Raw genomic sequence first — 20,510 nt, forward strand, 5'->3', positions numbered from 1 at the left:
TGAGACGAGCGGCGCTCACCCGGAGAACAGGTGTCCGGACCCCGCCCGGCCGACACCCCAGCACCACCCCCGCCCGTGGGGGCCGGTCTCAACGGACCCGCCCCCACGGGCACTTCCGTGCATCCCAGCCACCACCGACGAACCCCCACCACCCCCACCCCCCACCGGCCCCGCCCACCGAACCCCAGCACCCCGCAACGGAGATACCGTCGCCCGGTGAAACGTCAGCGCACCGACGCACCCGACGACCCGACGGACCCCAGCACACCGGACCCCGACCACCCCACCCACTGCGACCGCTGCGGCACCACCGAGGGCGACCCGCACACCTGGACCTGCTCCGTCGAGAACCACAGCCGCCGCTACTTCTGCGCCCGCTGCGCCCGGGACAACCTCCGCTCCATCGAAGGCCGCCTCGACTCGCCCTGGTGGTGAACCACCCACCCCGCGATCACCCGACGCCGGCCCCCTCCCCACCCGGCAGGAACCCCGGCAACCACTCCTCCAACTCCGCACGGAGCGCCACCCGGGCACCCAACTGGCACAACACGCCGATGGTGCTCAACGACACCCGGTGGATCAACAAGTACTCCGGCGGAAGGTTCAACCGCTTGCCCAACTGATAGGCAGGAGAACGAGGGTCCGCGATCCGCATCGCCTGCGCACGCATCCACTCCCGAGTGAAGGTGAACTCCTCCACCTCGGCAGCCTCGATGATCGGCAACAGGTAGTCGAGCACCGCATGCGGATCGAGGTCCACCCCCTCCTTCACGAAACCCGTCTCGCACAGCGCCGCGTACACGGCCTCCGCCTCACCGTCCAACGTCCGCCGCAAGGACTCACCGATCGTCACCGGCAACCCCCCGGGCAGCCGATCCACCGTGCCGAAGTCCAACACCCCCAGCCGCCACCCCCCGTCCCCGTCCGGCAACAGCCGGAAGTTCCCCGGATGCGGATCCGCGTGCAACAAGCCCGTACGCGCCGGACCCGAGAACAGGAACCGGGCCAACAACTGCCCCGCCCGGTCCCGCTGCTCCACCGTCCCCTCGTCGATCACCCGAGCCAGCGGCACGCCCTCGACCCACTCCGTCACCAACACCTGCTCGCACTGGTGCACCACCGCCGGCACCAGGATGTCCGGATCACCCGCGAACTCCTCGGCGTGCACCCGCTGCGCATGCGCCTCCAGGCCGTAGTCGAGCTCCTCGGCCACCCGGTCCCGCAACTCGGCGACCAACGGTTTCACCTCGATGCCCGGCAACAACGGGCCCAACAACCGTGCGAAACGTCCCACCTGAGCGAGATCGGACAACAGGGCCTCGCCCGCGCCCGGGTACTGGACCTTCACCGCGACCTCGCGACCGTCCCGCCAGACCGCACGGTGCACCTGACCTATCGAGGCCGCAGCCGAGGGCTTCTCCTCGAACTCCGCGAACAGCTCGCGCCAGTCCTCGCCCAACCGCTCGGCCAACACCCCGTGCACCGTACGGGTGGGCATCGGCGGAGCGGCCTCCTGAAGCTTCGTCAACGCGGCCCGGTACGGCCCCGCCACCTCCTCGGGCAGCGCCGACTCGAAGACGGACAGGGCCTGCCCGAACTTCATCGCCCCGCCCTTCAACTCGCCCAACACCTTGAACAACTGGTCGGCCGTCCGCTCCTGCAACTCCCGCCCCACCAGCTCCGCGGACTTTCCGCCGATGCGTTTGCCGAGCCCCCAGGTCGCGCGCCCCGCGATGCCGAGCGGCAACGCGGCCAACTTCGCGGTTCGGGTGACCGCCTTCCGAGGAAGATCAGACATGCGCCCCTCCAAGTCCCTGACCGCCGTGCCGCGTACGGCGGTGACGGGAACATTCTGTCGTGCCCCGCGAGCTCATTCGGAGCGGTACCGGACATCGGCGTCACGACCGGCCGCCCCGCACGGGCACCCCGGATGAGGACGCAACGGACGAGCACACCAGGCCAACCGGGGGAGCGCGGCCTCCCACCGGACACCGGCGCTCGCCGGGACCGTCCCGTCCAACAGGGCCAGGGCGTGCCCGGCCGCGAACCCGGCGACCGCGGTGGCCAGCGTCACCTCGCAGGGCGCCACCCCGGGCCGGTTCCCCGAGCGCCACTGCGTCAGCAGCCGCGGCCACACCGGATCCTCGTCGGTACGGGAACGGAACAGACACTCGGCACAGGCCGTACGCCCCGGGAGCACCAGGGGGCCCACGACCGCCGTACCCTCGACCACCCCCGCGTACAACTGCGGCACACCGGCCGCCATCAGGTCCTCCACCGCGGCCGGATCGGGGGCGTACGCCTCCAGACCGCCACGCGGCGCCAACACCGCGAGGGCCAGACGGGGCTCCGCCGCCGGGACGTCGGACGGACCGGTCGGACGCTCCGCGGCGGGCCCGCCGGCGGAGCCGGCGGAAGGGGTGGAGCCGGCGGAAGGGGCGGAACGACGCGAGCGCCGCGCGCGCGGCGCGCGATCCGGCGCGGCCTCGTGCACCAGACGGCGCACCGAACGGTCGCGCCGTTCCCCCACCGCATCGGGACGGTGCCCGCCCGGGGCCACCTCCCACGGTTCCACCCGACCGCCGTCCCGCACCTCGACCGCCCCCACGCCGGCCGCCGCCAGCAACGACGCGATCACCGCCCCCGTCCGGCCCGCGCCCCGCACGTGGACCCGGGCCCCGGCACGCGCCGCGAGCGCACCCAGCGCCCCACCCGGCTCCCGGGCGGTCACCGTGAGCGAGGCGTGATCGGCGCGGAGGCGGTCCACGGCACGGGTACGCCGGCGCAGCGCCTCGACCTCGGGGCCGCCCGCCGTCGAGTCGTCCAGCAGCCCGGCCCCGGCGAGCCGCTCGACGACGGCGTCCGCCCGCGCACCGGACAACCCCACCCGCCCGGCCTCCTCCCGCAGGAGCGCCCGGCCCCGGGTGCCGTCGAGGAGCTTCAGGAAGGCGGAGGTGGCGGCATCCAGCGGCCCGAGCGTCACGGCGTGCGCCGGAGTGACACCGAACTGAACGGTGTGAAGATCGCGCCACGCGCGCCGGAGCGCCGGCTTCAGCAGCGGATGAGCGGGGGAGACCGCGGCGGAGGGACGACGGGACGTTGCGCAGGACCGCGTGGTGGACAAGCCGACTCCTAGCACGGTGACGGGCGGACGGACGGTGGAACGGGAACGGGAACGGGCGGAGGCGGGGGAAGGAGAGGACGGGCCGGGGTGACGGGGGGCGACCCGGTAGGGCGGGGACGGCGTTTCGGGGGCCCCTCCCCCCCACCCCCGCCCCACCCCTCCTCGTGTGGTCCGGGCCTTGGGCGCGCGGTGGTGCGCGGCCGGACCGGTCGGGTCGACGCGGTCGGTTGGGCCCGGACCGTACTCCGTCACCGGCGGAGACCCCCGTGCTCCGCCGGTGACGTCGTTGGTTCGATGATGGCGGAGTCGGTCGGGGGATGCGGAAAGTTATCCACAGGGGGGCTGATTCTTCATACCGGCTCGGCTTTGCGGGGGTGTGTCGACGCGGAACGGATCGGCGGTCGGGACTTCTCACAGGTGCAGCGGGTAACGTCGTAGCGTGCCAGCGGATCCACTGCACAGTGCCGGACCGTCCCAGCGCCCCACGACGAATGCGTCGTCCGGTGGGGCGCGGACGAGTGCGGTCGAGGTGCGCCGCAGTGCGCGGCGGCGTCGTACGGTCTCCGCCTACCGCGAGGGCGATCGCACCGTGGTGTTGATCCCCGCCCGGATGTCGGAGGCCGAGGAGCGGCGGTGGGTGGGCGTGATGCTGGACAAGCTCGCCGCGCAGGAGAGCCGGCAGCTGCTGGGGGACGAGGAGCTCGTCCAGCGTGCGGAGCGTCTGTCGGCCCAGTTCTTCGGGGGGCGGGCGCTGCCGTCCTCGGTGCGTTGGGTGACGAACCAGAACACCCGCTGGGGCTCCTGCACCCCTTCGGAGGGCAGCATCCGGTTGTCGCACCGCCTCCAGGGGATGCCCGAGTACGTGGTGGACTACGTCCTGGTCCACGAGCTCGCGCATCTGTTGGTGCCGGGGCACGGGCCGGAGTTCTGGCGGTTGCTGGAGGCGTATCCGAAGACGGAACGGGCGCGGGGGTACCTGGAGGGGGTGGTGGCCGCGGACCGGCTGCCGTACCGCCCGGTGCCGTCCGGGGGCTGAGGCGTTCCGGTCTCGGGGCGGGCGGGCGGGCGGGCGGGTGGGTGCGGTCGGCTCCGGGTGTCCGGCGGGTCCTCGGCCGGGGTCGGGATGCGCCGGTGGTGGGGGTTGGGGCGGGTGGGGTTTGTGTACCGGGTCTGTACCGGAACGCTCCGGTGTCGGCGTCAGCGGTTAGCCTGGCCGACGTACTCGTATCCGGGATGGGGGACGGTCGCAGCGCATGGCCAGGGAATTCCAGCGGGGCCACAAGGCCAGGATCGGTGATCTCACCGCGGGGACCGATCTCTACGTCGGGGTGCAGATCGCGGCGCCCGGGCTGACCTTCGACATCAGCTGTTTCGGGTTGGACGCGGACGACCGGTTGTCGGACGACCGGTACTTCGTCTTCTTCAACCAGCCCAAGAGCCCGGAGGAGTCGATCCAGCTCCTGGGCCCGCAGGCCGGGGACACGGAGTCGTTCCGGGTCACCTTGGAGCGGATTCCGCCGGCCGTGCGCCGGCTGACGTTCACGGCCACCGTCGACGGCGTCGGGCAGATGTCGCAGATCGCTCCCGGTTACCTGCGCATCGTCGCGGGCGGTCAGGAGGTGGCGCGGTATCCGTTCGACGGTGCGGAGTTCACGACCGAGCGCGCGGTGATGCTCGGGGACCTGTACCTGAAGGACGTGTGGCGTTTCGCCGCCGTGGGGCAGGGCTTCGACGGCGGTTTGGACGCTTTGCTGCGCAACTTCGGTGGTGAGGTCGCCGAGGAGGAGCCCGCCGCTCCGGAGCCTGTGCCGGGTTTCGCGCCCCCGGTGCAGGAGGCGGCGCCCGTGCCGGGTTTCGCGCCTCCTGCTGAGGTGCCGACGCCCGGGTTCGCTCCTCCGGCGCACCAGGCGCCTCCCGTGGTTCCCGGCCCGCCGGCCCCGCCGCCGCAGCCGGCGCCCCCGCTTTCGCCGGTGCACGGCGCGCCGACGGTGGCAGCGCCACTGCCCGCGCCGTCGGCGCCGCCGCCTCCGGGGTACGCCCAGCCGGCCGCGCCACCGGCTCCGGTGCCCGTCGCCCCGCCGCCGCCCGGTTACGGCGCCCCACCCGGGGCGCCGACCCCGCCGTCGGGTCACGGCACCGGCCCGTCGGCCGCCCCGCCACCTCCCGCCGGGTCGGCGGCGCCGACGGCGGGCCGGGCGTCCGGCTCGTTCCCGGCGGCGTCCTTCGCCGTGGGGTCGACGACCGCCCAGCCGCCGGTCCCGGAGGGCGTGGCCGCCGGGCTCCAGCGGTTCAACGAGTTGGCGACCGGTCAGCGGTGGACGATGCAGAACGAGAAGCTGGTCCGGGTGGACCTCGCCACCGGCGGCGGTCCGGTGCTGGCCCGGCAGGGCAGCATGGTGCTGTACCAGGGGAAGGTGGACTTCGGCTACAAGAGCGCCGGGTTCGTGGGCCGGGTCGTCGGCAACGGGACGGGCCAGGAGATGCAGCTGATGCGCTGCACCGGCAAGGGGCAGGTCTTCTTCGCCGAGGAGGCGTCCCACCTGCACACCGTGGAGTTGCAGGGGGACGCGGTCTGCGTCTCCGCCGAGAACGTCCTCGCCTTCGACGAGGCGCTGCACTACGAGGTCCGTCGCATCGAGGGCCACGGCATCCCGGGCGGGGCGCTGTTCACCCTCCAGTTCCAGGGCACCGGCACCCTCGTCGTCAAGACGCACGGTGCTCCGGTGGTGCTGCCGGTCACCCCGAGCACGTTCGCGGACTGCAATGCGCTGGTGGCCTGGTCCGCGGGCGCCCAGGTGATCGTCACCAGTCAGGTCCGGCTACGGGCGAACCGTTCCGCCGGGTCCACCGGCGAGGGCGTGAACCTCCAGTTCCGGGGCGCGCCCGGCAACTTCATCGTCGTCCAGCCCCACGAGGTCTGAGGGAGCCCGTCATGAACCAGTACTTTCCGGGCTTCGCCCCGGCACCCGGCCCCGGTGGCCCCGGCTTCCCGGGGGGTCCCGGCGTGCCCGGCGCCCCCGGTGCCGTTGCGGCCCCCGTGGGCGTCCGCATGGAGAACCACGGCAAGCACATGGTCAAGGTGGCCCTGCGCAGCGGGCAGGACGTGTACGCGCGTGCGGGTTCGATGGTCGCCTACGACGGTTACGTCCAGTACGACGGCAGCCCGCCGGCGCTGCGCCAGCAGGCCCGCGAGTGGGCGAGCGGGGAGGGCGCGCCGCTGATGCGGTGCTTCGGCGACGGGCTGCTGTACCTCGCCGACTACGGGGCCGACGCCGTGGTCCTCAATCTGGGCGGGGACGCGATCTCCGTCAACGGGAGCAACCTCCTCGCCTTCGACGCGCACCTCCAGTGGGGCGTCGAGAAGGTCAAGGGGTTGACCCGGTTCGCCGGTCAGGGCATGTGGAACGTGACGGTCGGCGGTCAGGGCTGGGTGGCGCTCACCTCGCGCGGCACCCCGATCGTGGTGGAGTGCGGTCGGGGCGAGGACGAGACGTACGTCGACCCCGATGCGCTGCTGGCCTGGTCCCCGAACCTGAAGGTGAAGGGCAAGCGCAGTTTCAAGGCCGGTGCGCTGGTCGGCCGGGGCAGCGGCGAGGCGTTCCAGATGGCGTTCTCCGGCCAGGGCATCGTCGTGGTGCAGCCCAGCGAGGACAGCACCGACCGACTCCGTATCCGGGGCTGAGGGGAAGCGAAGACCATGCAGAGCCCGCTTTTCGCCTATGCGGACAACCAGACCGCGGAGCGGTTCTCCCTCCAGAACCCGCAGTTGCTGCGGGTGGTCCTCCACGGCCGGGACGACGTGCTCGCCCGGAAGGGGGCGATGGTCGCCTACCAGGGGACGATCGAGTTCGACGCCGAGTACCAGAGCGGTCAGGAGCGCCGTCGACGCCGGGAGACCGGCGAGGGGCTGGAGCTGATGCGCTGCCAGGGGGACGGGGTCGTGTACTTCGCGAACCTCGCGCAGTACGTCCATCTGGTGGACGTGGACCAGGACGGTCTCACGGTCGACAGCTCGTACGTCCTCGCGTTGGATTCCTCGTTGAACCACCAGGTCATCGAGGTGGACAGCCAGTACGGCATCTCGGGGACCGGAAGGTACCAGTTGAACATCACCGGCCGGGGCAAGGTGGCCCTGGTGACCTCCGGCGAGCCGCTGCTGCTCCGGGTGGGCCCGGAGTCCACCTCGGTGAACGTCGACGCGGACGCGGTGGTGGCCTGGTCGACGGCCCTGCGCGTGCAGATGCAGGCGCAGACCCAGTCGGCCACGGTGTGGCGCCGGCGGGGCAACACCGGTGAGGGGTGGGAGCTCGGCTTCCAGGGCCGGGGGCAGGTCCTGGTGCAGCCGAGCGAACTGCTGCCGCCGCAGAACGCGCGGATCGGTTCGGGGGCGGCCGCCCAGTTCGGCATGGGGGCCGGTGGCGCCCGTGGCCACAACCGCGGCAACGACTGGAGCTGACCGCCCCGCCGTGGTGCGGACGGCCCGATCCGGCCGTCCGCGGAACCGGGTTGCCGGTGCCCGGGGGCGGCCACCGACTGGACGTGCGCAGGGCCCCCGACGTGCGCCGGGCGTGCGCCGAGGCGTACGGCCCGCCGTCCGGGCCGGTGGTGGTCGCCCTCACCGAACTGCTGGCCCGGGTCGTGGCGGCGGGGCTGTGCGTGGTGGACCGGATCGACACCCGGCCGCGGCACTCCCGGGCCCGGGACACCGCCGACCCCCTGCACCCGGCGCGGGCCGCGGAGGTGACCTCGCTGTGGCGGCTCGCGGTCGACCGGGGCGGCGCCCCCGGGCCGGTCCACCGGTCCGGCCGCTGACCGCGGGCCGGGGCGACGGTCATCGTCCCGTCACACTCCCCGCGCGCCACGGTCACCTGCGCCTGTGAGCATCCTGCCGTCCCCGGCACCCCAGCCGGGGGCGGAAGAGAGGCCATTGCGTGTCCGCCGTCCTCACCCCGCCCGGCCGGGACCTGCCGCGCCCCCGTCCCACGACGCACGGCCCCGCGGCGCCCGTCCGGCTGGCGCCCGTCACCGCGGCCCAGTACCGCGCGTTCCTCGCCTCCCGCGCCGGCGACGCGCTGGGCGCGGGCTTCCTCCAGTGTCCGTCCTGGGCGCACGTCAAGCAGCAGTGGCGGCCCCTGCTGTTGGGCTGGGGCCCGGACCCGGCCGCCGGGCTGCTGCACGGGGTGGCGCTCGCCCTGCTGCGCCAGTTCCCCGGCACCCGCAAGCACTTCGCCTACCTGCCCGAAGGGCCGGTGGTCGACTGGTCCGGCCCCGACGTCGACGCCTGGCTCACCCCGCTCCTGGAGCACCTGCGGCAGGCCGGTGCCTTCGCCGTGCGGATCGGGCCCTCGCCTGCCCACCGCCGGTGGAGCGCCCCCAGCCTGAAGGCGCGCACCGGGCCCGGGGCCCGCCTCGGGGACGTCCTCGACTGCGAGGTCGACCCCCTGGGCACCGCGGTCGCCGAGCGGCTGCGGGCCCGTGGCTGGCACCGGTGCGGCGAGACGGGGCCCGGCTCCCGGTCCGCCGGGGCGGGCGGCGACGGGGACGCGCAACCCCGGCACGTGTTCCGGTTGCCGCTCGCCGGGCGCACCCCCGAACAGCTGTGGGCGGGCCTCAACCAGGAGTGGCGGCGCAACGTGCGCCGTGCCCAGAAGTCCGGGGTGGAGGTCGTCGTCGGCAGTGCGGCCGAACTCCCCGAGTTCCACCGGTTGCTGGGCCTGACCGAATGCCGGGACGGGTTCCGCCTCGGCCGGGGCCTCGACTACTACGAGCGGCAGTACGCGGCGCTCAACGCCGAGGAGCCCGGCCGGATGCGGCTGTACCTGGCCCGGCACGCGGGGGAGGTCCTCGCCGCGCACACCCTGGTGACCGTGGGCCGCCGGGTCTGGTACCAGACGGGGGCGTCCGCCGACCACCGGCGCGAGGTACGGCCCTCGCACGCCCTCCAGTGGCGGATGATCCTCGACGCGCACGCCCTGGGCGCCGGGGCGTACGACATGCGCGGGGTGCCCGCGACGCTCGACCCCGAGGAGCGGTCCTTCGGGCTGCTGCGGTGGAAGCTCGGCACCGGAGGCGAAGTCGTCGAGACGCTCGGGGAATGGGAGCGTCCGCTGCCGGGCACCGCCAACCACGTCCTGTACCGGGCCTTCCAGACGTACCTGGCCCGGCGGTGAGCGCCGTCCCGCTCCGCGTCCCGGACGGCCCGCCCACCCGGGAACCCTCCCGGGAGGAGCGCGCCGAGTCCCCGCGCCGGCGGGTGGACCGTCGGCGCGCCCCCTCCGTGGCGCGGAGCGGGGCCATCATGGCCGCCGGGTCCCTGGTCTCCCGCGCCACCGGCTTCCTGCGCTCCGCGATCGTCGCCGCCGCCCTCGGCGTGGGGCTCGCCGCGGACGGGTACGCGGTCGCCAACGCGGTGCCCACCGTCGTCTACACCCTGCTGATCGGCGGCGCCCTCAACGCCGTCTTCGTCCCCGAACTGGTCCGCGCCGCCAAGGAGCACCCCGACGGGGGCGCGGCCTGGACGGACCGGCTGCTCACGCTCTGCCTGCTGGCGCTGCTGGCCCTGACGGCGGTCGCGGTGTGGGCGGCCCCCGCGATCGTGAGCGCGTACACCGGGTACCAGGGGGAGCAGGCCGAACTGACCGTGGCCTTCGCCCGCTCCTGCCTGCCGCAGATCCTCTTCCTCGGCGTGTTCACCCTGCTCGGCCAGGTACTCAACGCCCGCGGCCGGTTCGGCGCCATGATGTGGACGCCGGTCCTCAACAACGTCGTGGTGATCGCCGTGTTCGCCCTGTACCTCGCGGTCGGCGCGGGCGGCACCCTCACCGCGGGTGAGCGGGCGCTGCTCGGCTGGGGGACCACCGCCGGCATCGCCGTCCAGGCCCTCGCCCTGGTGCCGGCGCTGCGCGCCGCCCGGTTCCGCTGGCGCCCCCGCTTCGACTGGCGCGGAGGCGGCCTGGCCCGCCCGCTGCGCTCCGCGGGATGGCTGGTGCTGCTCGTCCTCACCAACCAGGCCGCCTACTGGGTGGTGACCCGGCTCGCCACCACCGCCGGCGACCGGGCCGCGGCCCTCGGCAGCGACGGCGGCGTCGGGTTCAGCGCCTACAACAACGCCTACCTGCTGTGGGCGGTGCCGCACGGCATCGTCACGGTGTCGCTGGTCACCGCGCTCGTCCCGCGGATGAGCCGGGCCGCTGCCGAGGACGACCCCGCGGCGGTGCGCCGAGACGTGTCCGGGGCGCTGCGCACCTGCGCCGCCGCGATCGTGCCCGCCGCCTGCGCCCTGTTCGCGCTCGCCGAGCCGATCATGGCCCTGGTCTTCCAGTACGGGCGCACCGACGCCGGGGACACCGCCGCGATGGCGCTCACCCTGATGGCGTTCGCCCCCGGGCTGGTCGCCTTCTCCGGACAGTACGTGCTCGCCCGCGCCTTCTACGCCCTGTCGGACACCCGCACCCCGTTCCTGCTGAACCTGGTGATCGCCGCCCTCAACGCGGGACTGGCCGTGCTCGCCCACCTGGTGCTGCCCGCCCGGTACGCGGTCACCGGCATGGCCGGCGGGTACTCGCTCGCCCTCCTCGTCGGCTGGGTCCTCACCGGCTGGGTGCTGCACCGCAGGTTGACCCCGGCGTCGGCCGGCCGGCGGCGCCGGCGCTCCCGCCGGTCCGCACGGCGCTCGCCGTGGCGGTCCACCACCCTCGGCGCGCATCTGCGGCTGGTGCTCGCCGCCGGACCGGCCACCGCCCTCGGGCACGCCGCGGTCACCGCCCTCGCCCCGTACGGGCACCCGGCCGCCGCCGGCGGGGGAGCCGCGGTCGTCGTCCTCGTCTTCGCGCTGCTGGCCCGCCCGCTGCGGCTGACCGAACTCGACCGGCTGCTGGGGGCCGCCACCCGGCGGCTGCGCCGTTGACCCGCTCCCCGCCCCCCACGACCGCACCCACCTGTGCGAACACCTGAACGCATCCCGTCGAACGACTGGAATAATCCGCCCATGCCGCGCGTGCTCCTCATCGAAGACGACCCCTCCGTCCGGGAAGGCGTCGAACTCGGCCTGAGCCGCCGCGGCCACCAGGTGCACACCGCCGCCACCGGGGAGGAAGGGCTGGCCGCCGTCGGGTCGTTCCGCCCCGACCTGCTGCTCCTGGACCTGATGCTGCCCGGCGTCAACGGAGTCGAGGTGTGCCGCCGGGTCCGTGAGGACAGCCAACTGCCGATCATCATGCTCACCGCCCGCGGCGACGACTTCGACGTCGTCATCGGCCTGGAAGCGGGCGCCGACGACTACATCGTCAAACCCGCCCGCACCGAGGTCATCGAGGCCCGCATCCGCGCCGTGCTGCGCCGCATGGAACCGCCCGGCAGCGGCCGGCACCCCGTCGAGACACACGGCGAACTCGCCCTGGACCGGGCGGGGCTCACCGTCACCAAGGCGGGCCGCACCCTCGACCTCGCCCCCTCGGAACTGCGGCTGCTGCTCCACCTGAGCGCCGCGCCCGAACAGGTCTTCAGCCGCCAGCAACTCCTCGAACACGTCTGGGAGCACAGTTACCACGGGGACGCCCGCCTGGTCGACGCCTGCGTCCGACGGCTGCGCAACAAGATCGAGGACGTGCCGGGCAGCCCCCGCTACATCCAGACCCTGCGCGGCTTCGGCTACCGCTTCGGCCCGCTGTGATCCGCCGCCCCCGCACCGCCCCGGCACCGCAGCCCCCCGGCCCCCGGAGCCCGCAGCCCGACGCCGAAGCGGCCCTCGCCCGGAGCCGGCGCCGGATCGCGCCCTTCGGGCTGCGCACCCGACTCGTGCTGGCGTTCCTGCTGGTCGCCGCCGTCAGCGCCGGCACCACCGCCACCCTCACCTACCGCGAGGCCCGCAACTCCGTCCTCAGCGCCGCCCAGGACACCGCCGTCGCCTCCTTCCGCGACCAGGTCGAGCAACTGGCCGTGCAACTGCCGCTCACCCGCCAGAAGCTGGAGGACGACCTCCGCCGGATCGCCCGCAAGGGCAAACCCCGGGCCTGGGTGGTCTTCGCCGAGTACGGGACCCTGCGTGTCTCCTCCGGCACCAGCCCCACCTCCACCGTCGTCACCGACCGGCTCCGGCGCGCCGCCTCCTCGCCCGACCGGCCCCGCGGCACCTTCGAACGGGTGGTCAAGGACGGCCTGCCCTACCTCACCATCGGCGTGCCGACCGTGTTCAAGGTCGGCCCCGACGGGGTGCTCCCCACCCGGCTGGTGCTGTACGCGGTGCTGCCCATGGCGGAGGAACAGGCCCAGACCGAGGCCCTGGTCAGCGCCGCCCGCGCGGGCGCCATGCCGGGGCTCGCCATCGCCCTGGTGCCCGCCCTGCTCGCGGCCCGCAGCGTGCTGCGCCCGGTGCGCGGACTGCGCCGCGCCGCCCGCTCCATGGGCAGCGGCCGGCTCGACACCCGCATCCCGGTCCGCGGCAGCGACGAACTCGCCGACCTCGCCCGCACCTTCAACGAGTCCGCCGGCCAACTGGAGCGCTCGGTGACCGAACTGCGGCGCGCCGAGGAACGCGCCCGCCGCTTCGCCTCCGACGTCTCCCACGAGCTGCGCACCCCGCTCGCCGGGATGCTCGCCGTCACCGAGGTCCTGGACGAGGACGCCGCCCGACTGCCGCCCGACACCGCCCGCGCGGTCCGTCTGATCAGCGCCGAGACCGGCAAACTGGCCGTGCTCGTCGAGGACCTGATGGAGATGTCCCGCTTCGACGCCCGCGCCGCCGCCCTGCACACCGACGAGGTCGACGTCGCCGAGACGATCCGGCGCACCCTGGACGGCCGCCACTGGACCGGCGGCCACCCCGAGCAGGTCCGCACCGACCTCCCCGAAGGCGTCCGCGCCCGCCTCGACCCCCGCCGCTTCGACGTGGTCGTCGCCAACCTCGTCGGCAACGCACTGCGGCACGGCGCCGCCCCCGTCACCGTCCGGGTCCGCACGACCACCGCACCGGACGGCACCCCCCTGCTCGTCACCGAGGTCACCGACAGCGGTCCCGGCATCCGCCCCGAGGCGCTGCCGCACGTCTTCGACCGCTTCTACAAGGCCGACGCCGCCCGGGTCCGCTCCACCGGCAGTGGACTGGGGCTCGCCATCACCCAGGAGAACGTCCTCCTGCACGGCGGCACCGTCCGCGCCGCCAACCGCCCGGACGGCGCCGGCGCCGTCTTCACCGTGGAACTGCCCCTGCACACCGCGCCGGGCGCCCGGTGAACGCCCGGCGCCGCGGCCGGGCCGGCCGCGCCTGGGCGGGCGGAGCGGGCCTGCTGGCCCTCGTCGGCTGCGGGGTGCAGGCCACCGACGTCATCGAGGCCGGTGGACCCGCCACCGTCTACGTCGCCCCGGGCCAGGACAACTGGCTGCTGCTGTTCTTCCGGGACCCGAACGGCGAACTGGTTCCGGTGGCCCGCTCCACCACCGACTGGGGGGTGGGGCCGACCGGGCCCCAAGCGGAGCGGAAGCGGGCCACCGGCGCGATCCTGGACCTGCTGCGAGGACCCACCGAGGAGGAGCGGGCGGCAGGACTGGGCACCGCCCTGCCCCGGCCCGGCTCCGGCGCCGTGAACGCCGCCCCAGGCCGGGGGGACGTCACCGAGGTGTACCTCTCCCTCCCCCTGGAGACGCTCGACGACACCGCCGTCGAGCAACTGATCTGCACGGTCGCCTACGCCGAGCACCCGACCGGCGTCGGCCGGGTGGCCCTGCGCGGCCCGGACGTCGCCCTCGCCGCCGCCCCCTGCGGCATCGACGTCAACCGCGACGAGGTGCCCCGGCCGCGCTCCACCACCCTGCCCCGGCGCGATGCGAAAGCCGTGCCCACCCAGCCCGAGCCCCCCGCGGAAGACGGCCAAGACGGCCCGAGCTGGCCGGCACCGCCCCCGCCCACCTGGGGTGCGACGGACACCGGCGGCTGAACCGGGCCGCCCGGCCCGCGGGTCACAGCAGTGCGCGGGTGCCCTCCAACAGGCGCACCACCGAAGCGTCCGCGACCTTCGCCACCTCGTCGTAGCCGAACCAGCGCAGGTCCAGCGACTCGTCGCTGATCGCCTCCACCGCCCCGGCCGGCGCCAACGCGGCGTACTGCACGTCCAGGTGCCAGGCGCACGGAGTCTCGTGCCGGTCCAGCCGGACCGGCCCCCCGCGCAGCAGCCGCAGCCCGGGGATGCCCGACTCCTCGGTGGCCTCGCGCAGCGCCGCGTCGGCCAGGGTCGCGTCGTCCCGCTCGCAGTGGCCCCCCATCTGGAGCCACTTGTGGATCTTGCCGTGCAGGGTCAGCAGCACCCGCTCCCGCTCCGGGTCGACGACCAGGGCACTGGCCGTGAGGTGCCCGCTGCGGCACGACTTCCACATCCCGTCGGCATGGGCCGCCAGGTGCGCGAGGTAGAGGCCCCGCAGTTCGTCCTGGTCCCCGTACCCGCCCAGCACGGAGACCGCGTCGTCGTACAGGCTCACTTGCTGTCGTCGCCGCCCTTGCCGTCCTGGTCACCCTCGTCGCCCTTGTCGGGGGCGGCGGTGCCCCGCCCGCTGGCCGCCTCGCCGAGCAACTTGTCCAACTCGGAGAAGTCGAGCTGCTCGCGGTGGACGAAACCGTCCGGGTCGTCCAGGTCGGAGGCGGTGGGCAGCATGTCCGGGTGGGCCCACAGGGCGTCCCGGCCGTCCGTGCCGCGGGCGTCGCTGAGCGAGGCCCACAGCCGGGCGGCGTCGCGCAGCCGCCGCGGACGCAGCTCCAGCCCGATCAGGGTGGCGAAGGTCTGCTCCGCCGGCCCGCCCGAGGCGCGCCGGCGGCGCAGCGTCTCGCGCAACGCGTCCGCGGATCCCAGCCGGGGCTTGGCGGCCTCGTGGACCACCGCGTCCACCCACCCCTCGACCAGCGCCAGGGCCGTCTCCAGCCGGGCCAGGGCGGCCTTCTGCGCGGGGGTGTCCTCCGGCTGGAACATGCCCTGCTGGAGGGCGTCCTGGAGCTGTTGCGGGTTGGACGGGTCGAGCTGGCCGACCATGTCCTCCAGCTTGGAGGTGTCGACCTTGATGCCGCGGGCGTAGCCCTCGACCGCCCCGAACAGGTGCGAGCGCAGCCACGGCACGTGGGCGAAGAGCCGCTGGTGGGCGGCCTCCCGCAGGGCCAGGTAGAGCCGCACCTCCTCCTCGGGGACGCTCAGGTCCTTGCCGAAGGCGGCCACGTTCAACGGGAGCAGCGCCGACTTCCCGGTGGGACCCAGCGGGAGCCCGATGTCGGAGGAACCGACGACCTCGCCGGCGAGGACGCCGACGGCCTGACCCATCTGCGTGCCGAACATGGCGCCGCCCATGGACCGCATCACCCCGATCAGCGGGCCGGCCATGGCCTGCATCTCCTCGGGCAGCACCTGGCCCATCGCCGCGCCCACCCGCTCGGCGACCGGATCGACCAGTTCCCGCCAGACCGGGAGGGTGGCCTCGACCCACTCGGCGCGGCTCCACGCCACCGCCGAGCCCGAGCCGGAGGGCAGCGAGGTGACCCCGTCCAGCCACAGATCGGCCAGCCGGACCGTTTCCTCCACCCAGGCGCGGTCGGTCGGGCCCACACTGGCGTCCTTGGTGCCGTCCGGGGTGCCCTGGGAGACCGTCTGGCGGGCGATCTGCTGGGCCATGTCCCAGTTCACCGGGCCGCCCTCGTAGGAGAGCATCTGCCCGATCTGCTGGAACGCGGCGCCCAGGTCGTTGGGGTTCATCGCCCCGAACATCGCGGCGAACGGGTTGTCGCCGCCCGCGCCGGGCAGCCCGAAACCGAACGGATTGGCAGGCCCCTGACCACCACCGCTCTGGTCCTTCTCCTTGCCGTCGCCGTTCTCCGGCTCCTCCGGCGGAAGGCCGAATCCGAATGGGGTGTCACTCACGGGATTCCTCGGCTCGTCGGGCCGCCGGTCTCCCCGACGGCGATGCGCTGCGTCACCACCCAGCGTAGACACCCCGGGCCGATCGGGCCTCGGTGCTCCGCCGACTCCCGGCCTGCGGCAGGATGGGTGCCACCTGGTACGTACGCGTCACAGGCCGTACGTACTGAAGACAACCGCTGGAGACGCCCGGTGAGTTCCCCAGATCAGCAGGTTCGCGCAGCGCGAAACCACACGGCCGGCCCGCCGCGCGGGCCCGTCGTCGCCGTGACCGGCGCGGCGGGCGGAATCGGTGCGCTGCTCGTCGAGCGGCTCCTCGAAAGCGAGGAGGTGGGGCGGGTCGTCGCCATCGACGAGCGGCGCGGCGCCGGCGAGGACGCCCAGTGGCACGTCCTGGACGTCCGGGACCCGGCCATCGCGGAGAAGCTGCGCGGCGCCGACGTGGTGGTGCACCTGGCGCTCGACCTCGACCTGGAGACCGACGCCGCCGCCCGCAGCGCCTACAACGTGCGCGGCACCCAGACCGTGCTCACCGCGGCCGCCGCCGTCGGGGTGCGCCGGGTCGTGCTGTGCACCTCCGCGATGGTGTACGGGGCGCTCGCCGACAACGAGTTGCCGCTCGCGGAGGACGCGGAGCTGCGGGCCACCGCGGAGGCCACCGGCGTCGGCGACCTGCTGGAGATCGAACGCCTCGCCCGTCGGGCGCCCCGGGCGCACCCCGGGCTCAACGTCACCGTGGTGCGTCCCGCGGTGCTGGTCGGCGGCACCGACACGGCGCTCACCCGCTACTTCGAGTCGCCGCGGCTGCTGGTGGTCGCCGGCTCCCGGCCGGCCTGGCAGTTCTGCCACGTCGAGGACCTGTGCGGGGCGCTGGAGTACGCGGTGCTGGAGAAGGTGGAGGGCGAGGTCGCCGTCGGCTGCGAGGGGTGGCTGGAGCAGGAGGAGGTCGAGGAGCTGAGCGGCATCCGCCGCATGGAGCTGCCGTCCGCCGTGGCGCTCGGCGCCGCTGCCCGACTGCACCGCATCGGTCTCACCCCGTCGCCGGCCGGGGACCTCGCGTACACGATGTACCCGTGGGTGGTCAGCGGCAGCCGGCTGCACGCCGCCGGGTGGCGCCCGCAGTGGACCAACGAGGAGGTCCTCGCGGAGCTGCTGGCGGAGGTCGCCGGACGGCACACCGTCGCCGGTCGCCGGCTCGGCCGCAAGGACGCGACGGCCGCGGGCGCCGCGGGCGCCACGGTGGCGCTGCTCGGCACCGCGGCGCTGGTCCGCCGGGCCCGCAAGGCCCGACGGCGCATCTGACCCGCGGCCCCGCACCCGGCGGCCCCCGCGCGGTCGATCGGGGAGGGCCGTCCGCGCGGGCTGCCCGGCGCCCCAGCCCCTAGGGTGGACGCATGCGGATGGACGAGACGAGCGGCGACCGATCCGGGGCCGAGGCCGTGCGACTGGTCGCGGTGCGTGACGAACCGCTCTCCTTGGACGAGGTGTTCGCCGCGGTCGGCGACCCGTCCGCCGGCGGCACCGCGCTGTTCGTGGGCACGGTCAGGGACCACGACGGCGGTCGGGACGAGGCACGGGTCACGGGCCTCGGCTACCACGCGCACCCCACGGCCCCGGCCGAGCTGCGCCGGGTGGCGGAGAAGGTGGCCGCGGACTTCCCGGTCCGCGGCCTCGCCGTGCTGCACCGGGTGGGAGACCTCCGGGTGGGCGACCTCGCGGTGGTCGTCGCGGTGTCCTGTCCGCACCGGGCGGAGGCGTTCGACGCCTGCCGCCGACTCGTCGACGACCTGAAGCGGGAGGTGCCCCTGTGGAAGCACCAACGCTTCTCGGACGGCACCGAGGAGTGGGTGGGCGCCTGCTGACCCCGCGCGCCCCCGCACACGGCCCGAGCGCCGCCCGCCACGCCTCCGCCCCGAGGCGGGGGCGCCGCCCTCTTCCCGGGTTCCCGCTTGCGTAACCCGCCCCCCGGCGTGAGCGTTGTCACTGCGGATGGTTAATCTGCTGATCGGTCAGTTACGGGTATCCATCCGGTTGGGAGGTCGGCATGGCGGCGCTCGCCTGGTTGCTGATTCCGCTCCTCGCCGCGCTCGGCGCGGGGCTGTGGGGCGGTTGGGCCACGAGGACCAAACGGACCGGCGACGGTCCCGAACTGGCCGGGTACGAGCGGTTCCGCGCCGCGATGGAGCGGACCCACTCCGACGCCCCCTGAGCCGACCCGCGCCGCCGACCCGTCCGGGCGACCGGGCGGTGCGATCACCGCCGGGTCCCGTACTGTCGTTCCATGCCACGCCGCACCACGACGATGCTCGCTTCCACCGTGCTGCTGATCGCTCTGCTGTGCGCGGGAGTGTTCATCAAGACGCCGTACTCGGAGATGTCCCCGGGACCCACCGTGAACACGCTCGGCGAGCACGACGGCGAACCGGTGCTCCAGATCTCCGGCCGCAAGACGTACCCCACCACCGGCCACCTCAACATGACCACGGTCCGCGTCACCAGCGCCGACTACCGGATGAACCTGGTGGAGGCGGTCTACGGCTGGCTGGCCCACGACAACATCGTCGTCCCGCACGACACGCTCTACCCGGACGGCAAGACGGAGGAGCAGTCCAACCAGGAGAACGCCGAGGAGTTCAGCCAGTCCCAGGAGAGCGCGAAGGTCGCCGCCCTGCGGGAGCTGGACATCCCCGTGCGGTCCTGGGTGATCGTCTCCTCGGTGGTCAAGGGCAGCCCCGCCCAGGGCCGGTTGCACGCCGGGGACGTGATCCGGAGCGTGGACGGCCGCCCCGTGGAGGAGCCCTCCGACGTCGCCGAACTGGTCACCCGGCACGAACCCGGCGAGAAGGTCGTGTTCACCGTGGTCCCGGCCAAGGACGCCGCAGCGGCGGAGAAGGCGGGCAAGGAACCCACCCGCACCGAGGACGTCACCGTGACCACCCGGAAGTCCGAGGACGGCGGGCGGGCCGTGGTCGGCATCGAGGCGGGCACCGACCACACCTTCCCGTTCAGCATCGACATCAAGCTCGCCGACGTCGGCGGCCCGAGCGCCGGACTGATGTTCGCCCTCGGCATCGTCGACAAGCTGACCCCCGAGAACATCACCGGCGGCCGGTTCGTCGCCGGCACCGGCACCATCGACGAGGACGGCAAGGTCGGGCCGATCGGCGGCGTGGAGATGAAGACGGTCGGCGCCCGGGAACAGGGCGCCGAGTACTTCCTCACCCCGAAGGACAACTGCGAGAGCGCCGCCGAGGACGTGCCGGACGGACTGACCCTGGTCGAGGTCGACACCATCGACGACGCGATGAGCTCCCTGGCCGACATCCGCGCCGGCCGCACCGACCGGCTCCCGACCTGCGCCAAGGGCTGACCGACCGCCGTTCCCGGGCGGGACGCAGCCCCGCCCGGGAACGGCGGACCCCTACTCGGCGAACGTCGCCGTCAACGCGTCCGCCAGACCCGGCACCAGGTCGGCCCCGGTCAGCACGTCCGTCGCCGAATCCTTCGTGCGCAGTCGCAACGCCGACTCACGGCTCCCGTCCCGCAGCACCGCCACCGTCATCCGCACCTCCTCGCGGTCCGGGTGCCGGGCCACCCACCCGGCCAGCTCCGCCCCGTCCAGGTCCGCGGGGACGGACGCCTCGGCGGACGGCGGCAGCATCAGCCGCTCCACCGAGAGCGCGCACCCCACCACCGCGTCCGGCCAGGCGATGGTGCCCAGGAACTCGTCCAGCGCGGTTCCGGCCGGCACCTCGTCCTGCTCGATCGGGGTCAGCGAGCCCGTGGCGGCGGGATCCTCGGTGGCGGCGAGGCCGAGACGGGCGGCGAGGGTGGGCTCCTGGGACCGCAGCCGATCCGTGTCGACCAGTGCGAACAGCCGGGCCGGCTGGTCCCAGCCCAGCCCGGAGACGTACTCGTCGATCTCCAGCACGGCCCGCGTCAGCGGGCCGGCGGCCATCGGGGTGCCTGAAGTGGCGGTGTTGGACATGGTCAACCTTGTTCCGTTCGAAGATGCCGCCGGCCGACGGGCCGGGGAAGAAGCGGAGCCCCCGCGCAGTGGGCCCGGGACGGGCGATCGCCGTCAGGGCGACCGGTCGTCCCCACCCGCCGGCCCGAGGGCGACCTCCAGCAGGTGGATGATCTCGGAGTTGACGGACCGCCGATCGGTCCGGGCCCTCTCGACGAGGCGCTCATGCAGGTCAGCGGGCAGGCGGAGGGAGATCCGCTTCTCAGATTCCACGCGAGGATGATGCCACGGCGACATCGAAGGGGCGCTCCGGGGATGTCACGCCCGCCCGGTGCGCCGGAGAAGCCCGTCCGTGACCGGGGCGCGACCGCCACCGGGGGCGCCCGTGCGGAACGGGGACCGAGCACGCGCGCAAGACCTCCGGGAGCGCCGCTCCCAGACGGCCCGAAGGCAAAATCCTGCCTCGTTGGCCCCCCGGAACCGGGAACCGAGTAAAGCATCAGTAAGTTGCATAGGTGAGGCTCCGGCGTTC

Annotated in this window: 20 protein-coding genes and 1 pseudogene; 15 read left to right on the forward strand and 6 right to left on the reverse strand. The window is 74.1% G+C overall.

Going from position 1 to position 20,510, the window contains the following annotated elements; translation table 11 throughout:
• Window positions 1–216 precede the first annotated feature (216 nt).
• A complete protein-coding gene (locus ACSMX9_RS20480; RefSeq protein ID WP_445395854.1) occupies window positions 217–435 on the forward strand; it encodes a hypothetical protein in 219 nt (72 codons plus the stop codon).
• 16 nt (window positions 436–451) lie between these two features.
• On the opposite strand, the gene ACSMX9_RS20485 is transcribed toward ACSMX9_RS20480, so the two are convergent.
• A complete protein-coding gene (locus ACSMX9_RS20485) occupies window positions 452–1,798 on the reverse strand; it encodes an ABC1 kinase family protein (RefSeq protein WP_445395856.1) in 1,347 nt (448 codons plus the stop codon).
• A 72-nt stretch (window positions 1,799–1,870) separates the two neighbouring features.
• A complete protein-coding gene (locus ACSMX9_RS20490) occupies window positions 1,871–3,124 on the reverse strand; it encodes a ThiF family adenylyltransferase (RefSeq protein ID WP_445395858.1) in 1,254 nt (417 codons plus the stop codon).
• 439 nt (window positions 3,125–3,563) lie between these two features.
• On the opposite strand from ACSMX9_RS20490, the gene ACSMX9_RS20495 reads away from it, so the two are divergent.
• The 10 genes and pseudogenes from ACSMX9_RS20495 to ACSMX9_RS20540 all read left to right on the forward strand — a co-directional run bounded on the left by ACSMX9_RS20495 (window position 3,564) and on the right by ACSMX9_RS20540 (window position 14,055).
• A complete protein-coding gene (locus ACSMX9_RS20495; RefSeq protein WP_445395860.1) occupies window positions 3,564–4,160 on the forward strand; it encodes a M48 metallopeptidase family protein in 597 nt (198 codons plus the stop codon).
• A gap of 217 nt (window positions 4,161–4,377) precedes the next feature.
• Complete coding sequence (locus ACSMX9_RS20500) at window positions 4,378–6,045, forward strand: TerD family protein (RefSeq protein WP_445395862.1); 1,668 nt, start codon at window positions 4,378–4,380, stop codon at window positions 6,043–6,045.
• Window positions 6,046–6,056: 11 nt separating this feature from the next.
• Window positions 6,057–6,806, forward strand: coding sequence for an AIM24 family protein (locus ACSMX9_RS20505; RefSeq protein WP_445395864.1), 750 nt, complete (start codon window positions 6,057–6,059; stop codon window positions 6,804–6,806).
• 15 nt (window positions 6,807–6,821) lie between these two features.
• Complete coding sequence (locus ACSMX9_RS20510; protein WP_445395866.1) at window positions 6,822–7,580, forward strand: AIM24 family protein; 759 nt, start codon at window positions 6,822–6,824, stop codon at window positions 7,578–7,580.
• Between the two features lie 164 nt (window positions 7,581–7,744).
• Window positions 7,745–7,936: pseudogene (locus ACSMX9_RS20515) on the forward strand (hypothetical protein); the annotation flags it as partial.
• Window positions 7,937–8,055: 119 nt separating this feature from the next.
• Complete coding sequence (locus ACSMX9_RS20520; RefSeq protein ID WP_445395868.1) at window positions 8,056–9,294, forward strand: lipid II:glycine glycyltransferase FemX; 1,239 nt, start codon at window positions 8,056–8,058, stop codon at window positions 9,292–9,294.
• A 128-nt stretch (window positions 9,295–9,422) separates the two neighbouring features.
• Window positions 9,423–11,030: a murein biosynthesis integral membrane protein MurJ gene (murJ, locus tag ACSMX9_RS20525; protein ID WP_445403045.1), complete on the forward strand. Its 1,608-nt coding sequence runs from the start codon at window positions 9,423–9,425 to the stop codon at window positions 11,028–11,030.
• A gap of 81 nt (window positions 11,031–11,111) precedes the next feature.
• On the forward strand, window positions 11,112–11,795 hold the full coding sequence (locus tag ACSMX9_RS20530; RefSeq protein ID WP_351248745.1) for a response regulator transcription factor: 684 nt from the start codon (window positions 11,112–11,114) through the stop codon (window positions 11,793–11,795).
• On the forward strand, window positions 11,792–13,354 hold the full coding sequence (locus ACSMX9_RS20535) for an ATP-binding protein (protein WP_445395870.1): 1,563 nt from the start codon (window positions 11,792–11,794) through the stop codon (window positions 13,352–13,354). Before ACSMX9_RS20530 ends, ACSMX9_RS20535 begins: the two co-directional genes overlap by 4 nt.
• Window positions 13,351–14,055 carry a hypothetical protein gene (locus ACSMX9_RS20540; RefSeq protein WP_445395872.1) on the forward strand — a complete coding sequence of 235 codons (705 nt, stop codon included), beginning with the start codon at window positions 13,351–13,353 and terminating at the stop codon, window positions 14,053–14,055. Before ACSMX9_RS20535 ends, ACSMX9_RS20540 begins: the two co-directional genes overlap by 4 nt.
• A 22-nt stretch (window positions 14,056–14,077) precedes the next feature.
• Here ACSMX9_RS20540 and ACSMX9_RS20545 read toward each other — a convergent pair whose 3' ends face one another.
• Both ACSMX9_RS20545 and ACSMX9_RS20550 read right to left on the reverse strand, forming a co-directional pair.
• Complete coding sequence (locus tag ACSMX9_RS20545; protein ID WP_445395874.1) at window positions 14,078–14,593, reverse strand: NUDIX hydrolase; 516 nt, start codon at window positions 14,591–14,593, stop codon at window positions 14,078–14,080.
• Window positions 14,590–16,014, reverse strand: coding sequence for a zinc-dependent metalloprotease (locus ACSMX9_RS20550; protein WP_445395876.1), 1,425 nt, complete (start codon window positions 16,012–16,014; stop codon window positions 14,590–14,592). The genes ACSMX9_RS20545 and ACSMX9_RS20550 overlap by 4 nt, the downstream gene beginning before the upstream one ends.
• Window positions 16,015–16,203: 189 nt before the next feature.
• On the opposite strand from ACSMX9_RS20550, the gene ACSMX9_RS20555 reads away from it, so the two are divergent.
• The 4 genes from ACSMX9_RS20555 to ACSMX9_RS20570 all read left to right on the forward strand — a co-directional run bounded on the left by ACSMX9_RS20555 (window position 16,204) and on the right by ACSMX9_RS20570 (window position 19,381).
• On the forward strand, window positions 16,204–17,313 hold the full coding sequence (locus tag ACSMX9_RS20555) for an SDR family oxidoreductase (protein WP_445395878.1): 1,110 nt from the start codon (window positions 16,204–16,206) through the stop codon (window positions 17,311–17,313).
• Window positions 17,314–17,411: 98 nt separating this feature from the next.
• The gene (locus ACSMX9_RS20560; RefSeq protein ID WP_445403046.1) at window positions 17,412–17,873 is read left to right on the forward strand and encodes a molybdenum cofactor biosynthesis protein MoaE; all 462 of its coding nucleotides are present in this window, start codon (window positions 17,412–17,414) and stop codon (window positions 17,871–17,873) included.
• Between the two features lie 182 nt (window positions 17,874–18,055).
• The gene (locus tag ACSMX9_RS20565) at window positions 18,056–18,220 is read left to right on the forward strand and encodes a hypothetical protein (protein WP_351248735.1); all 165 of its coding nucleotides are present in this window, start codon (window positions 18,056–18,058) and stop codon (window positions 18,218–18,220) included.
• A 72-nt stretch (window positions 18,221–18,292) separates the two neighbouring features.
• Window positions 18,293–19,381 (forward strand): YlbL family protein, encoded by a 1,089-nt coding sequence (locus tag ACSMX9_RS20570; protein WP_445395880.1) that lies wholly within the window; start codon window positions 18,293–18,295, stop codon window positions 19,379–19,381.
• A gap of 51 nt (window positions 19,382–19,432) precedes the next feature.
• Here the strand turns inward: ACSMX9_RS20570 and ACSMX9_RS20575 are convergent, their stop codons facing one another.
• Together ACSMX9_RS20575 and ACSMX9_RS20580 are read right to left on the reverse strand one after the other, a co-directional pair.
• The gene (locus tag ACSMX9_RS20575; protein WP_445395882.1) at window positions 19,433–19,999 is read right to left on the reverse strand and encodes a PPA1309 family protein; all 567 of its coding nucleotides are present in this window, start codon (window positions 19,997–19,999) and stop codon (window positions 19,433–19,435) included.
• A gap of 93 nt (window positions 20,000–20,092) precedes the next feature.
• Complete coding sequence (locus tag ACSMX9_RS20580) at window positions 20,093–20,251, reverse strand: Arc family DNA-binding protein (protein WP_351248729.1); 159 nt, start codon at window positions 20,249–20,251, stop codon at window positions 20,093–20,095.
• Window positions 20,252–20,510: the final 259 nt, after the last annotated feature.

The organism is Streptomyces sp. LE64, from assembly GCF_052606915.1.